Origin of the sequence: Nocardioides sp. CCNWLW216 (genome assembly GCF_037120545.1) — a bacterium.
Lineage (GTDB): Bacteria > Actinomycetota > Actinomycetes > Propionibacteriales > Nocardioidaceae > Nocardioides > Nocardioides lianchengensis.
Genome location: NZ_JBBBBJ010000012.1, coordinates 63,658 through 78,034, shown reverse-complemented (window position 1 = coordinate 78,034; position 14,377 = coordinate 63,658). Strand labels below are relative to the sequence as shown.

General features: G+C 72.8%; 13 protein-coding genes. 7 read left to right on the top strand and 6 right to left on the bottom strand.

The features are described 5' to 3' along the window. The first annotated feature begins 53 nt into the window (after positions 1-53). The gene (locus V7S47_RS22200) at positions 54-1,298 is read left to right on the top strand and encodes a hypothetical protein (RefSeq protein WP_336563612.1); all 1,245 of its coding nucleotides are present in this window, start codon (positions 54-56) and stop codon (positions 1,296-1,298) included. A 4-nt stretch (positions 1,299-1,302) separates the two neighbouring features. Here the strand turns inward: V7S47_RS22200 and V7S47_RS22195 are convergent, their stop codons facing one another. After that, complete coding sequence (locus V7S47_RS22195) at positions 1,303-2,097, bottom strand: sugar phosphate isomerase/epimerase family protein (protein WP_336563611.1); 795 nt, start codon at positions 2,095-2,097, stop codon at positions 1,303-1,305. Next, positions 2,094-3,035: a Ppx/GppA phosphatase family protein gene (locus tag V7S47_RS22190; protein ID WP_336563609.1), complete on the bottom strand. Its 942-nt coding sequence runs from the start codon at positions 3,033-3,035 to the stop codon at positions 2,094-2,096. The genes V7S47_RS22195 and V7S47_RS22190 overlap by 4 nt, the downstream gene beginning before the upstream one ends. Positions 3,036-3,079: 44 nt before the next feature. Between V7S47_RS22190 and V7S47_RS22185 the strand changes: the two genes are divergently transcribed. From V7S47_RS22185 to V7S47_RS22175, 3 genes are all read left to right on the top strand, one after another. Then, positions 3,080-3,841, top strand: coding sequence for a hypothetical protein (locus V7S47_RS22185; RefSeq protein ID WP_336563608.1), 762 nt, complete (start codon positions 3,080-3,082; stop codon positions 3,839-3,841). 101 nt (positions 3,842-3,942) lie between these two features. After that, the gene (locus tag V7S47_RS22180; RefSeq protein WP_090853548.1) at positions 3,943-4,581 is read left to right on the top strand and encodes a VOC family protein; all 639 of its coding nucleotides are present in this window, start codon (positions 3,943-3,945) and stop codon (positions 4,579-4,581) included. Between the two features lie 78 nt (positions 4,582-4,659). After that, the gene (locus tag V7S47_RS22175; RefSeq protein WP_336563607.1) at positions 4,660-5,388 is read left to right on the top strand and encodes a class I SAM-dependent methyltransferase; all 729 of its coding nucleotides are present in this window, start codon (positions 4,660-4,662) and stop codon (positions 5,386-5,388) included. Here V7S47_RS22175 and V7S47_RS22170 read toward each other — a convergent pair. After that, positions 5,385-5,852, bottom strand: a complete 468-nt coding sequence (locus V7S47_RS22170; protein WP_336563606.1) for a hypothetical protein — start codon at positions 5,850-5,852, stop codon at positions 5,385-5,387. The genes V7S47_RS22175 and V7S47_RS22170 overlap by 4 nt on opposite strands. 34 nt (positions 5,853-5,886) lie before the next feature. Next, the gene (locus V7S47_RS22165; RefSeq protein WP_244509313.1) at positions 5,887-6,909 is read right to left on the bottom strand and encodes a LacI family DNA-binding transcriptional regulator; all 1,023 of its coding nucleotides are present in this window, start codon (positions 6,907-6,909) and stop codon (positions 5,887-5,889) included. Between the two features lie 147 nt (positions 6,910-7,056). On the opposite strand from V7S47_RS22165, the gene radA reads away from it, so the two are divergent. Next, entirely contained in the window at positions 7,057-8,496 is a 1,440-nt protein-coding gene (gene radA, locus V7S47_RS22160; RefSeq protein ID WP_336563605.1) for a DNA repair protein RadA, read from the top strand. Between the two features lie 51 nt (positions 8,497-8,547). Next, complete coding sequence (disA, locus tag V7S47_RS22155) at positions 8,548-9,630, top strand: DNA integrity scanning diadenylate cyclase DisA (RefSeq protein WP_090853561.1); 1,083 nt, start codon at positions 8,548-8,550, stop codon at positions 9,628-9,630. 121 nt (positions 9,631-9,751) lie between these two features. On the opposite strand, the gene V7S47_RS22150 is transcribed toward disA, so the two are convergent. Further along, a complete protein-coding gene (locus tag V7S47_RS22150) occupies positions 9,752-10,582 on the bottom strand; it encodes a hypothetical protein (protein WP_336563604.1) in 831 nt (276 codons plus the stop codon). 79 nt (positions 10,583-10,661) lie between these two features. Here V7S47_RS22150 and V7S47_RS22145 point away from each other — a divergent pair, with 79 nt between their 5' ends. Further along, on the top strand, positions 10,662-11,528 hold the full coding sequence (locus V7S47_RS22145) for an A/G-specific adenine glycosylase (RefSeq protein WP_336563603.1): 867 nt from the start codon (positions 10,662-10,664) through the stop codon (positions 11,526-11,528). 74 nt (positions 11,529-11,602) lie between these two features. On the opposite strand, the gene V7S47_RS22140 is transcribed toward V7S47_RS22145, so the two are convergent. Next, the gene (locus V7S47_RS22140; RefSeq protein ID WP_336563602.1) at positions 11,603-14,185 is read right to left on the bottom strand and encodes an ATP-dependent Clp protease ATP-binding subunit; all 2,583 of its coding nucleotides are present in this window, start codon (positions 14,183-14,185) and stop codon (positions 11,603-11,605) included. Positions 14,186-14,377 lie beyond the last annotated feature (192 nt).

Below are 14,377 nucleotides of genomic sequence, written 5' to 3'. Positions count from 1 at the left end.
GGTGGGGGAAGATCGACCCGAACTGCACCGGGGGGTGACGTGGGGGATTGTCCGTGGCAGAACCGACTTCGCTGCCGTCGTACGACGCGCTCCAGCTGATCGCCGAGGGTGTCGCTGCGTTCACCGGCGCGACCCTGGCGACCGCGGAGATCGTCCGCGACGACGGCCACCTCGACGTCGTGGCGAGCGCGGGCGACGAGGTCCGATCCCCCGACTCCGAGGCCGCAGCCGGCCTCGAGGTCCTCCCGGACCGGCTCCGCGCACCGCTGCGCGACGAGCACGGCGAGGTCCGCGGCGCGCTGACGGCGTACCTGCCGCAGGGGACCCCCGCGCCGGGCACCGGCGCCCTGCGGGTCTTCGAGGCGTACGCCGCGCATGCCTCGCGGGCGGTCGCGGCCACGCTCCACCGCGAGCGGCTGGCCGACCGGCTGCACCTGGCCGAGACCGCGCGGCACGTCGTACGCCAGGCGTCGGAGGAGCGCTCGCTCCAGCACGTGCTCGAGACGGCGCGACCGGCGCTGCTCGAGGGCTTCGGCGCTCTCGGGATGTGGATCCAGACCTTCGACGAGGACGGACTCGGCCGCAGCACCGTCTACTCCGCCGACGGCCGGACGATCGAGTTCACCCCGGAGGTCCACCAGATCTCCGCCAAGCTGGCGCATCGGCTCTGGGACCACCAGCACACGACCGTGCTCAGCCCTCGGCGACCGTCCCGGCTGCTCACCCAGGCCGAGTCGCGCGCGGTGGAGACCTTCATCACGAGCCTCGACGTCGAGTCGGTGCTGCTCGTGCCGCTCGGCGCCGGCCACCAGTGCCTCGGGGTGCTGGCGCTGACCCGGGACGCGGAGGGCCCCGACTGGACCTCGGTCGAGGCCGTGGCGGCCCTCGACATCGGCCGCGACCTCGGCGTGGCGGTCCACTCGGTCCGCTCGGCCGAGCGCGAGCGGCGACTGCTCCGTGAGGTGCACGTGCTCGAGGCCCGGCTCGCCGACCCGAGCTCGCCCGCGCCGGATCCCGAGGAGCTCCCGCTCCCCCGGGGAGTCGTCAGCCCCGACCTGACCCGCACCCGGGTGGCGCTGCGCTCGGCGAGCGACGCCCTGGAGCAGGCCGGGCGCCGCCGCGACGCCCAGTCCCGGATCATCGCCGACGCCCTCGCGACAGGGCAGGTCCCGGACCCCGGGTCCCTCGGGGTCTACCGCACCCTGCGGTCGGAGCACCGCGACGCCCACCTCTACTGGCAGGTCGCCTTCGACGCCTGGCAGGAGGTCAGCGAGCGCCTCGGGCTCACCGACCGCTGACCCGTCAGGGGGTCGTGACCGCGAAGTGCTCGCGGGCGAACTCCAGCGACTCGCGCAGGTCGGCCTCCCGCTCCTCGCGGGTGCTGCAGCGCCGGGTGTTGATCTCGACGACGATCTCGCCGCTGAAGCCGGTGGCCGCCAGGTGCGCCAAGAACGCCGCGGCGCCCATCCCGCCGCGGCCGGGCACCAGGTGCTCGTCCTTGGCCGAGCCGGTGCCGTCGGTGAGGTGGACGTGGCGCAGCCGGCTGCCGAGCCGCTCGGCCATCGCGATGACGTCGGACTGGGCGATCGCGGCGTGGGAGAGATCGATGGTGGTGTTGGCGTACGGCTCCGCGGAGGGGTCCCAGCCGGGCAGGTACATCTCCATCCCCCGCTTCTGCGAGGCCCGCCAGGGATACATGTTCTCGACGGCGAAGGCGATGCCGGTCGACTCCTCCAGCGCGGCGATCCCGTTGACGAAGTTGGCGGCGTACTCCTTCTGCCACCGGAACGGCGGGTGTACGACGACCACCGCCGCGCCGACGTCGTGGGCCATCTCGGCCGAGCGCTCCAGCTTGCCCCACGGCTCGGTGCCCCAGACCCGCTGGGTGAAGAGCAGGCAGGGGGCGTGCACGGCGGAGACCGGGATCCCGTGGTGCTCGGACAGCTGGAGGATCGCGCTGGTCTGCTGGCTCAGCGCGTCGATGCCGACCATCACCTCGACGGCGTCGTACCCGACGGCGGCGGCGTAGCCGAAGGCATGGGCCGACGACTCGGGGTAGACCGAGGAGGTGGACAGACCGACCCGTACGCCGGTCATGAGCCCGCCAGGACCGACAGCTGGTCGAGGCGCTCGAGGATCACGCCCTCGCGGAGCGCCCAGGGGCAGATCTCCAGCTCGGTCAGGTCGAAGATGTCCATGCAGGCCTCCGCGACCAGCGCGCCCGGCACGATCTGGTGGGCCCGGCTCGGCGAGACGCCCGGGAGGTCGGCGAGCTCGGCCGTGGACATCGCCACCAGCTTGGGGATCCACTCGGACAGCTCGGCGCAGGGCAGGCTGCGGGGCACCAGCGCGCCGTCGCCCGACGGCGCCGCGCCGCAGATCCGCGCGAGCGAGCGGAAGGTCTTCGACGTCGCGGCCGCCCGGTCGGGTACGCCGGCGCGCAGGAGGTTGCCGGCGTCGCGGGCGATCTGGGCCCGGATCTCCTTGCGCAGCCGCCGGATCGCGTCGTCGTCGGGCTGGCCGCCGCCGAACCAGGTGCGGGCCAGCCGGGCCGCGCCCAGCGGCATCGACCAGGCCACGTCGGGGGCCTCGTCCGCACCGCCGGCGATCTCCAGCGACCCGCCGCCGATGTCGAAGACGGCGAGGCGACCGGCGGACCAGCCGAACCACCGTCGTACGGCGAGGAAGGTCAGCCGGGCCTCGTCCTCCCCCGACAGCACGCCGATGTCGACGCCGGTGCGCTCGCGGACGTGGCCGAGCACGGCGTCGGAGTTCGAGGCGTCGCGGACCGCCGAGGTCGCGAACGCGAGCATGTCCTCGCAGCCCTTGTCCTCCGCGACGACCAGCGCGCCGGCGGTGAAGGCGGTGAGGGCGTCGATGCCGTCCCGGGTCACCGCGCCGGTGTCGTCGAGGTGCTCGGCGAGGCGCAGCGGCTCCTTGTGGGAGTACGCCGGGAGCGGGGCCGCGCCCCCGTGGGCGTCGACCACCAGCAGGTGGCCGGTGTTGGACCCGATGTCGAGGACGCCCACGCGCATGGCTCCAACGTACTCGCCGCGTGCCGGGCCCGTAGGCTGGGTCGGTGCCCGAGGTCGACCTGGTGTTCCCCCGCGCCTGGGTGGAGTTCGTCAACCCGGCCGACGAGACCGAGGTGCTGCGCTGCGACCTCACCTGGCTGACGTCGAGCTACACCTGCATCTTCGGCCAGGGCTGCCCCGGCATCTACGCCGACGCCCCCGACGTCGGCTGCTGCACCCTCGGCGCCCACTTCGCCGACGACGAGGACGAGGAGCGGGTCGCCGGCTTCGTCGACCAGCTCACCGACGGGCTCTGGCAGCACCGGCCCACCGGCGAGCTGCGCCGCGAGGACTGGGTCGAGCTCGACGACGAGGGCGAGCGCAAGACCCGGACCGTCGAGGTCGACGGCCAGCGGGCCTGCGTCTTCCACAACCGCACCGACTTCGCCGCCGGCGCCGGCTGCGCGCTGCACGCGCTGGCGTTCACGCTCGAGCTCAACCCGCTGGAGACCAAGCCGGACGTCTGCTGGCAGCTGCCGATCCGTCGTACCTTCCGCGAGGTGGAGCGCACCGACGGCACGTCGTACACCGAGGTGTCGATCAGCGAGTACGACCGGCGCGGCTGGGGCCCGGGCGGCCACGACCTCGACTGGTACTGCACCGGCAACACCGAGGCGCACGTCGCCGTGGAGCCGCTCTACCTCACCTCCGCCCCCGAGCTGGTGGCCCTGATGGGCCAGGAGGCGTACGACGAGCTGCACCGGCACTGCGAGGCGCACGTGCGGTCGCGCTCGGCGCTGGCGCTGCACCCGGCCGACCCGCGCTGACACCCGCGCTGCGTTACTGAAACGTTTCGTCGTCCTCTCGACGTCAAGAGACCCGACCCCGGTGTCCGGTCGGCCCATGGCGGTCGCCCACAATCTGTGGCATGCGCCTGGACCATCTCTCTTACGCAGCCGGACCGGATGGCCTCGCGAGCACCGCCCAGCGCATCGGGGCCCTGCTCGGCCGGTCCTTCGTCGACGGCGGCGTGCACCCCCGCTTCGGCACCCGCAACATGACGCTCGCCCTCGGCGGCGGCACCTACCTGGAGATCGTCGAGGTGCTCGACCACCCCGCCTCCGACAAGGCGCCGTTCGGCCAGGCCGTCCGGGCCCGCTCGGCCCTCGGCGGCGGCTGGCTCGGCTGGGTCGTCTCCGTGCCCGACATCAGCACCGTCGAGACCCGGCTCGGCCGCGAGGCCGTGCAGGGCAACCGGCACGTCCCCGACGGCACCGACCTGCGCTGGAAGCAGATCGGCGTCCACGGCCTGATCGCCGACCCGCAGCTGCCGTTCTTCATCGAGTGGCAGAGCCCGGTCGAGCAGCGGCCCAGCGCCGGTGCCGACGGCGCCTACTCCCTGGCCTGCCTGGAGATCGCCGGTGACCCCCAGCGGGTCAGCGAGTGGCTCGGCGAGACCGTCGAGGCGCCGCTGGAGGACGTCAAGGTCGAGTGGGTCGCCCCGCACGGCACGCCCGGCGTGATCGCGGCGCAGGTGCAGACCCCGAACGGCCTCGTCCGCATCTGATCGCCAGCAGGCCGTGAGGAACGAACGGGCTGCGCGGGGAGATCGGATCGAGCAGCCCCACGACCGAGGAACGAGGTCGTGACGGGCGTGTCGAGATCCGGATCCGGCTCGCGAGGCGTCTCCCCCGGGGCCCGGCCGAGCCCCAACATCTGGCACCACACGGCGACGTACGAGATCGAGAACCGGGCCGTCGACCCTGACGGCCTCCTCGAGACGACGATGGCCGCGCAGGCGTCCTGGGCCGGCCGGACCGTGCTCGACGTCGGCTGCGGCACCGGCTTCCACCTGCCGCGCTTCGCCGAGGCCGCCGCCTCGGTCTTCGGCGTCGAGCCGCACCACGACCTGGCCGCCATCGCCCGGCGCCGGACCAAGCGGCTGCGGCACGTCTCGGTGCTGCAGGGCACCGCCCAGGACCTGCCGCTGCCGGACGCGTCCGTCGACGTCGTGCACGCCCGGTGGGCCTACTTCTTCGGGCCGGGCTGCGAGCCGGGGCTGGCCGAGCTCGACCGCGTCGTACGGCGGGGCGGCACGGCGTTCGTCATCGACAACGACCCGACCCGCTCGACCTTCGGCGGCTGGTTCCGCCGGTCCTTCCCGGAGGTCGACCCCGAGGCGGTGCAGCGGTTCTGGACGGGCCGCGGCTGGCGTCGTACGCCGGTGGACATGCGGTGGTCCTTCTCCTCGCGCGCGGACCTCGAGGCGGTCGTCCGGATCGAGCTGACGCCCGGCGCCGCCGAGGCCGCCCTCGCCGGGCACGAGGGCACCGAGGTCGACTACGCGGTCAACGTCTGGTCGAAGGACTACTAGTCCGACCGGCGGCAGGCGCCGGCCTGGACCGACGTGTAGGTGATCGGGGGGCCCGTCTTGCTCAGCGCGGTCCGCAGCTCCAGGCACGCGACGGGACCCCCCTCCCCCGCCCGGACCTCGAGCTCGCTGACCTGCTCGTACGGGCTGACCGCGTCGTCGGCGGTGACGCTTTCGAGGAGGACCTCCTGCCCGAGCCGCTCCTCGACCAGCACCCGGACGCTCGGCGACAAGACGTAGCCGGCGCGACCGTCGAGGGGAGCGGTGACGTGCAGGGTCGCGTCGTACAGCTCCGTCTCGCTGACGGAGTAGCGGTCCACGGTGACGCCCAGGGCGACCGCGATCGCGACGACGGCCACCGCCCGGCGGCCCAGGTCGGGGACGGACAGGGCCTCGCCGGGAGCCAGGAAGGCGTACAGCACGGCCGCGGCGACGACGGCCCACGGGAGCCACAGGGGGATCAGCACGCGGGCTTCCTACCCCTGCCCGCGCCGCCCAGTCCTACGACGAGCCGCGGACCGCCAGGGTCGGCTCCAGCAGGACGCCGGGGTGGGCCGCCGGCGGGTGGCCGAGGAGGCTCTCGAGGGCGGTGACGACCTCGGCGGCGACGTCCTCCAGCGGCTGGCGCACCGAGGTCAGGCCGGGCGGGACGACCTGCGCCACCTGGGAGTCGTCGAAGCCGACCACGGCGACGTCGCGCCCCGGGACCAGCCCGCGCTGGGACAGGGTGTGCAGGACCCCCATGGCCAGCGTGTCGCTGGCGCAGACGAAGGCCGACGGGTGCGCCTCGTCGAGCAGTACCGCGCTGGCCTCGCGCCCGGACGACACCGTGTCCTCGACCCGGGAGGCCAGGCCGGTGGTCGGCAGCCCCCGCGACCGCATCGCCCGGCTCCACCCCGAGCGCCGGTCCTCGCCGATGAAGGAGTCCTTGCGCCAGCCGATCCACGCGACCCGCTGGTGGCCGCGGTCGAGGAGGTGGGAGGTCGCCAGGTCGCAGCCGGCGGCACCGTCGACGTCGACCCACGGGTGGGTGGCCTCCGGGTCGGCCCAGGGCCGGCCGAAGGCCACGAACGGCGCGCGGCGGGTCTGCAGCCACGCGGCCTGCGGGTTGCCGAGGTAGGTGTCGGTCACCACGAACGCGTCGACGGCGGTCGAGCGGAGGAGGTCGTCGTACCCGGCGAGGGGGTCGAGGGGGTCGCCGGCGAAGAGCAGCACGTGGTAGCCGGCCTCCCGCGAGGTGTCGACCAACGAGTGGACGAACCGGTCCATGGTCGCGTTGGCCGTGCCCTCCTGGGCGGCCGTGATCCGCAGGCCGATGAGGTGCGAGGAGCGGGTGCGCAGGTTGCGGGCGGCCCGGTTGGGCAGGTAGCCGAGCGTCGCGATCGCGTCCTGCACCCGCAGCAGCGTGTCGCTGCGCAGCAGGTCGGGGTTGTTGACCGCGTTCGACACCGTCTGGCGCGAGACGCCGGCCAGCTCCGCGACGTCGGCCAGGGTCGGCGGGGCCGACGGGACACGTCCCGGCATCCTGCCCATCCGCCCTCCAGCCTTGATCGATCCAAGGCAGCATAACGACGGTACGGCGGCCGCGCGCCCGATCTCCGGACGGGCCCGTCCGCCGCCGCCCGCGCGGGTGTCCCGGCGTTGTCGGCGCCGTCCCCTACGGTCGGGGACATGCCGAAGCCCGCACCCAAGTCGCCGCGTCCCGCCTACCGCTGCGCCGAGTGCGGCTGGGAGACCGGCAAGTGGGTCGGCCGGTGCGGCGAGTGCCAGGCGTGGGGCTCGGTGGCCGAGGCCGCGGCACCCACCCTCCGCACCGCCGCGGCGCCGGTGACCACCAAGGCGGTCCCGATCGGCGAGGTGTCGGTCTCCGAGTCGGCGTTCCGCACCAGCGGCGTGCCCGAGCTCGACCGGGTCCTCGGCGGTGGCCTGGTCCCGGGAGCCGCGATCCTGCTGGCCGGCGAGCCCGGCGTCGGCAAGAGCACGCTGCTGCTGGAGGTCGCCGCGCAGACCGCGCGCACCCGCCACCGCACGCTCTACGTCACCGGTGAGGAGTCCGCGTCCCAGGTCCGGCTGCGCGCCGACCGGACCGGTGGCGTCCACGACGAGCTCTACCTCGCGGCCGAGACCGATCTGGGCGCGGTGCTGACCCACATCGAGGAGGTCCGGCCCACCCTGCTGGTCGTCGACTCGGTGCAGACCATCGGCGCCTCCGGCATCGAAGGCGTCCCCGGCGGGGTCACCCAGGTCAAGGAGGTGGCCGCCGCGCTCATCCGGGTCGCCAAGACCCGCAACATCACGACCGTGATGGTCGGCCACGTCACCAAGGACGGCTCGATCGCCGGCCCCCGGGTGCTGGAGCACCTCGTCGACGTGGTCCTCCACTTCGAGGGCGACCGCAACTCCCGGTTCCGCATGGTGCGGGCGATGAAGAACCGCTTCGGCCCGATCGACGAGGTCGGCTGCTTCGACCTCTCCAGCGACGGCATCAACGCCGTCACCGACCCGACCGGGCTGTTCGTCGAGAACCACCACGCCCAGGTCCCCGGGACCTGCGTCGCGGTCACGATGGAGGGCCGGCGCCCGCTGCTGGCCGAGGTCCAGGCCCTCGTCACCGTCTCCGCGCTGGAGCGCCCCCGCCGTACCACCTCGGGCCTCGACGGGTCGCGGATGGCGATGGTGATGGCGGTGCTGCAGCAGCACTGCGGGATCCGGTTCCACAACCAGGACGTCTTCGCCTCCACGGTCGGTGGCGCCAAGCTGAGCGAGCCGGCGGTCGACCTCGCCATGGCCGTCGCCCTCGCCTCGGCCAGCCAGGGCGCCGTCCCGCCGCGCGGCGTGGTGGCCATGGGCGAGATCGGGCTGGCCGGCGAGCTGCGCCGGGTCCGCGACCTCCCCCAGCGACTCGCCGAGGCGGCGCGGCTCGGCTTCCAGGTCGCCGTCGTCCCCGCCCAGCCCGGCAGCCGCTCCCCCGCGTGGGCCGCGCAGCGCCAGGAGAGCCGGATGGTCGACGGCATGCGGGTGATCGAAGTGCCCGACGTCGACACCGCGCTGCGACTGCTGAAGCTGACCGACGGGCGGCAACGGCCGCTCCGGGACGTCTCGGACGGTTAAGGTGAGCACGCGGACACGACGCGTTCCGCCAGGGTGACGAAGGGATCCGGCTTGGCCACCGACCGCTCGGACGAGGTGCTCCGCCTGCGAGCCACCCTGGCCTCGATCGCCCCCGGCACCGCCATGCGTGACGGCCTCGAGCGCATCCTGCGCGGCCGCACCGGGGCGCTCATCGTCCTGGGCAACGACAAGACGGTCGAGTCGATCTCGACCGGCGGCTTCGTCCTCGACGTCCCGTTCACCGCCACCGGCCTGCGCGAGCTGGCCAAGATGGACGGCGGCATCATCGTCGACAAGGACCTCACCCGGATCATCCGGGCCGCGGTCCACCTGATGCCCGACCACACCATCCCGTCCGAGGAGACCGGCACCCGGCACCGCACGGCCGACCGGGTCGCGCGCCAGACCGGCTTCCCGGTCATCTCGGTGTCCCAGTCGATGCAGATCATCGCGGCCTACGTCGGCGAGACGCGCCACGTGCTGGAGGACTCCGGCCAGATCCTCTCCCGCGCCAACCAGGCCCTCGCGACCCTGGAGCGCTACAAGCTCCGCCTCGACGAGGTCTCCAGCACGCTGTCCGCGCTCGAGATCGAGGACCTGGTGACCGTGCGCGACGTCGCCGTGGTCGCCCAACGCCTGGAGATGGTCACCCGGATCGCCCGCGAGATCGAGGACTACGTCTTGGAGCTCGGCACCGACGGCCGCCTGCTCTCGCTGCAGCTGGAGGAGCTGGTCACCGGCGTGGACGCCGAGCGCGAGCTGGTCATCCGCGACTACCTCCCCTCCGGCCGCCGGACCCGCAGCCCCGAGGAGCTGCTCACCAAGCTCGAGGCGCTCTCCGCCACCGAGCTGGTCGACCCGGCCTCCGCGGCGCGGGTCCTGGGCCTCGGCAACGGCGAGCACCTCGACGGAGCGGTCGCGCCCCGCGGCTACCGCCTGCTGGCCAAGGTCCCGCGACTCCCCGGGTCGGTCGTCGACCGGCTGGTCGACCACTTCGGCACCCTCCAGAAGCTGCTCTCCGCCGGCATCGACGACCTCCAGGCCGTCGAGGGCGTCGGCGAGCTGCGTGCCCGGAGCGTCCGCGAAGGGCTGTCCCGCCTCGCCGAGTCAACGATTCTCGAACGCTACGTGTGACGAGGACGCGTCAGCGGGCTCGTCGATGGTGGTCGAGCGAGCGCTGCGACTGAGGAACGAAGTCGCAAGGCGCGTGTCGAGACCCATCAGGTGTCCCGAGCAGACCAGAGCGAACAGACCCTCAGTCCGGCTCGACAGCCCCCGAAGGCTCCCCGGTCGACGCGGGCTCCTCGGTCGGCGTCGTGGGCTTCCGGTCCTTCTTCGTGCCCTTCTTCGAGCCCTTCTCCTGTCGCGGCTCGACGGTCTTGGTGACCACGGCCGGCTGCGGGGCCAGCAGCTCGAACTGCACCTCGGACGGCTCGCCGGCCAGCGCGGCCGCGGACACGTGGTAGAAGCCCGGCATCGCCCAGGCGGTCAGCTTCGAGCACTCCTCGTCAGAACGCCGAGCGTTCCACGTGACGTTCAGCGTGGTGGACTCCGCCCGCCGCAGGGTGACCTGCTGCTTCGGCAGCACCCGGGGGCACTCGCGACTGGACCAGATGTCGTCCTTGCCCGAGGTGATCTTCATGGTCAGGGTCCGCGCCGAGACCGTCCAGGTGCAGGCCTCGTCGGTGATCGTGCGGACCTGCAGGGCGATCGTCACCCCGTGGCGGGGGCCGGCCACGGCCTCGGTGACCTCGGGGGTGACCGCGACGTCGCTGTCGACGCACGGGCCGTCGGGAACGGCCGGGACGGGCGCCGTGCTCGTGGGGGCCACCGGGGTCGGTGAGGCGCTCGGGGTGGGGGTCGGCGAGGTCGTCGGGTCGGAGGTGGCGCTCGACGCCGCGGAGGCGGGCGCGTCGGCGAGCTCGGCCCGGTCCGACGCGGACGAGCCGTCGCTGCCGGAGCCGAGGAGCCGGGCGACGCCCACCACGAGCAGCACCGCCACACCGAGCACGGCCAGGCGACGGCGCCAGTAGACCTGGGCGGGGAGCGGCCCGCGGGTCAGCGGCCCGCGAGTCGGAGCGGTCATGGTGCCCACGCTATCCAGCGCGACGCCTCTGGCCGGGGTGCCACACCGAGGCTCGGGCGGCCGGGCCACAATGGCGCCGATGAGCGACCTTCACGACCCCCTCCTGCGGTGGTACGACGACCACGCCCGCGAGCTGCCGTGGCGCGGTCCGCAGGCGTCCGCGTGGTCGGTGATGGTCTCGGAGTTCATGCTCCAGCAGACACCCGTGGCGCGGGTCCTCCCGGTGCACGAGGCCTGGCTGACCCGCTGGCCCACCCCCGCCGACCTCGCGGCCGAGCCGGTGGGTGAGGCGGTCCGGGCCTGGGGTCGGCTCGGCTACCCCCGTCGGGCGCTGCGGCTGCACGCCGCCGCGGTCGCGATCGTCGCCGACCACGGGGGCGAGGTGCCCTCGTCGTACGACGACCTCCGCGCCCTGTCCGGCATCGGCGACTACACGGCCGCAGCGATCGCCACCTTCGCCTTCGGACGCCGGCACGTCGTCCTCGACACGAACGTGCGGCGAGTCCTGGCCCGCGTCGTCCAGGGCGTGGAGCTGCCGGCCACGGCCGTCACCAGGGCCGAGCGCGAGGTGGCCGCGGAGCTGCTCCCCCTCGACGAGCCGACCGCGGCCACCTGGTCGATCGCCCTGATGGAGCTCGGGGCCCTGGTGTGCACGGCCACCAAGCCGCGCTGCGAGGCATGCCCGGTCCGCGACGCCTGCGCGTGGCGGACCGCCGGCCATCCGCCGTACGACGGGCCGCCGCGGAAGGTGCAGACCTGGGCCGGCACGGACCGCCAGTGCCGCGGCCGGCTGCTCGCGGTGCTGCGCGACGACCCCGGCCCGGTGCACCGCAGCCGACTGGACGCCGCGTGGACCGAGGAGGCCCAGCGGGTCCGCTGCCTGGCCGGCCTGGTCGCCGACGGCCTGGTCGTCCCCGCCGGCCCGGACACCTACGCCCTCCCCTGACCTGTGGACGGCGAAATGGCCGTCGGCCCGGCAGGTGACTGCCGGGCCGACGGGGTGGAGCGGGTGGTGCAGGATCAGGCGTCGGGGCCGTTGGCCTTCGGGACGTCGGTGCCGCTGTCGGAGTCGTCGGGGCCCTCGAGCTCCGAACCGCCGATCTCGGCCGTCTCGAACGGGGGCAGGTCGGGCAGCTCTCCGACCTTCTGGCCGTCGAAGGTGAACGTCGCGGTCGGGCCCTCGCCCTCGACGTCGACCAGCACGATCATGCCGGGACCGACCTCGCCGAAGAGCATCTTCTCGGCGAGGGTGTCCTCGATCTCGCGCTGGATCGTGCGCCGCAGCGGCCGGGCGCCGAGGACCGGGTCGAAGCCACGAACCGCGAGCAGGTCCTTGGCGGCCTGCGTGAGCTCGAGCTTCATGTCGCGATCGCGCATCCGCAGCTCGACCGAGGCGATCATGTTGTCGACCATCTGGACGATCTGCGCCTGCGACAGCGGCGGGAACACGATGATCTCGTCGACCCGGTTGAGGAACTCGGGCCGGAAGTGCTGCTTGAGCTCCTCCGACACCTTGCTCTTCATCCGCTCGTAGGAGCCCGCGGCGTCGCCCGTCTGCTGGAAGCCCAGGTTGACGGACTTGTTGATGTCACGGGTGCCGAGGTTGGTCGTCATGATGATGACGGTGTTCTTGAAGTCGACGATCCGGCCCTGAGAGTCGGTGAGCCGCCCCTCCTCCAGGATCTGGAGCAGGCTGTTGAAGATGTCCGGGTGGGCCTTCTCGACCTCGTCGAAGAGGACCACGGAGAACGGCTTGCGCCGCACCTTCTCGGTGAGCTGGCCGCCCTCCTCGTAGCCGACGTAGCCGGGAGGCGAGCCGAACAGCCGCGAGACGGTGTGCTTCTCGCCGAACTCGCTCATGTCGAGCTGGATCAGCGAGTCCTCGTCGCCGAAGAGGAACTCGGCGAGCGTCTTGGACAGCCAGGTCTTGCCGACACCGGAGGGGCCGGCGAAGATGAACGACCCGCCGGGCCGCTTGGGGTCCTTCAGCCCGGCCCGGGTACGACGGATCGCGCGACTGAGCGCCTTGACCGCCTCGTCCTGGCCGATGACCCGCTTGTGCAGCTCGTCCTCCATCTTGAGCAGCCGCGAGGACTCCTCCTCGGAGAGCTTGACGATCGGGATGCCGGTCGCCACGGCGAGCACCTCGGCGATCAGCTCCTCGTCGACCTCGGCGACCTCGTCCATGTCGCCCGCGCGCCACTGCTTCTCGCGCTCGGACTTCTTCAGGATGAGCTGCTTCTCCTCGTCGCGCAGGCGGGCCGCGGCCTCGAAGTCCTGCCCGTCGATCGCCGCCTCCTTGCGCTGGCGGACGTCGCCGATCTTGTCGTCGAACTCGCGCAGGTCGGACGGAGCCGTCATCCGGCGGATCCGCAGCCGCGAGCCGGCCTCGTCGATCAGGTCGATCGCCTTGTCCGGGAGGAACCGGTCGGAGATGTAGCGGTCGGCCAGCGTCGCGGCGCTCACGAGCGCCTCGTCGGTGATCGTGACGCGGTGGTGGGCCTCGTAGCGGTCGCGCAGCCCCTTGAGCATCTCGATCGTGTGGGCGATCGACGGCTCGGCGACCTGGATCGGCTGGAAGCGGCGCTCCAGGGCGGCGTCCTTCTCGAGGTACTTGCGGTACTCGTCGAGGGTGGTCGCGCCGATGGTCTGGAGCTCGCCCCGGGCCAGCATCGGCTTGAGGATGCTGGCGGCGTCGATGGCGCCCTCGGCCGCACCGGCCCCGACGAGGGTGTGGATCTCGTCGATGAACAGCACGATGTCACCGCGGGTGCGGATCTCCTTCAGCACCTTCTTCAGGCGCTCCTCGAAGTCACCGCGGTAGCGCGAGCCGGCCACCAGGGCACCCAGGTCGAGGGTGTAGATCTGCTTGTCCTTCAGCGTCTCGGGCACGTTGCCCTTGACGATGTCCTGGGCCAGGCCCTCGACGATCGTCGTCTTGCCGACGCCCGGCTCGCCGATCAGCACGGGGTTGTTCTTCGTGCGGCGCGAGAGGATCTGCATGACCCGCTCGATCTCCTGCTCGCGACCGATGACCGGGTCGAGCTTGCCCTCGCGGGCGTCCTGGGTCAGGTTGCGGCCGAACTGGTCGAGCACCAGCGAGGAGGACGGCGCGTCGCCGCCGGCGCCGGTGGCGGCCGCGGCGGACTGCGAGGACTCCTTGCCCTGGAACCCGGAGAGCAGCTGGATGACCTGCTGGCGGACCCGGTTGAGGTCGGCGCCGAGCTTCTGCAGCACCTGGGCGGCGACGCCCTCGCCCTCGCGGATCAGGCCGAGCAGGATGTGCTCGGTGCCGATGTAGGAGTGGCCGAGCTGCAGCGCCTCGCGCAGGGACAGCTCCAGCACCTTCTTGGCGCGCGGCGTGAACGGGATGTGGCCGCTCGGGGCCTGCTGGCCCTGGCCGATGATCTCCTCGACCTGGGCGCGCACCGCCTCCAGGGAGATGTCGAGGCTCTCGAGCGCCTTCGCGGCGACGCCCTCGCCCTCGTGGATCAGCCCGAGCAGGATGTGCTCGGTGCCGATGTAGTTGTGGGAGAGCATGCGGGCCTCTTCCTGGGCCAGCACGACAACTCGTCGGGCTCGGTCTGTGAACCGCTCGAACATGCGCATCGCTCCTGATACTTCGAAAGGGGACCCGTCCCGCTTGGGTAGCAGGGAAGGTGACGAGAGAACTAACCCCGCTGACAGCCTACGCGTTCCCCCACAGCCCGAAACCGTCATCCGCTGTGAGCGAACAGGGGTCCAGTCCCCCTCAAGCGCCGAATCGGCGCGAGCTAGCGCCGATTCGGCGGCGAG